Annotated in this window: 1 protein-coding gene; it reads right to left on the minus strand. The window is 43.2% G+C overall.

The features are described 5' to 3' along the window. Window positions 1-322 (minus strand): MSHA biogenesis protein MshC (locus AB4512_RS24135; protein WP_372176017.1); only part of this gene is annotated, 322 nt, incomplete at both ends.

Raw genomic sequence — 322 nt, forward strand, 5'->3', positions numbered from 1 at the left:
CGTCCCTTCACGCACATAGCCTTGAGAATTAATACACACCTGAGCGCTATTGCTCGAAGTGGTTGAGTTAATCGTAATGTTAACCCCAGCGCTCACCGAAGGGTTACCCAATAGATCAAAGTCGATAATGGTATTCGCTGGAGAAAATGAGATGTCGGACTCTCTCACATAATCACTGCGAGCATCGGCTTGTGCTTTTTGAGCACTATTCGATAGATTCAAACTGCAAGCAGTTACTGAGCCTAGACAATTACTATTAATTGCAAGACGAAAACTGTCATTAGCAGCAGAAACGTTTGATTGCATTCGGTTCACTTGAATC

Origin of the sequence: Vibrio sp. 10N.222.52.B7, from assembly GCF_041474275.1 — a bacterium.
Classification (GTDB): domain Bacteria; phylum Pseudomonadota; class Gammaproteobacteria; order Enterobacterales; family Vibrionaceae; genus Vibrio; species Vibrio crassostreae_C.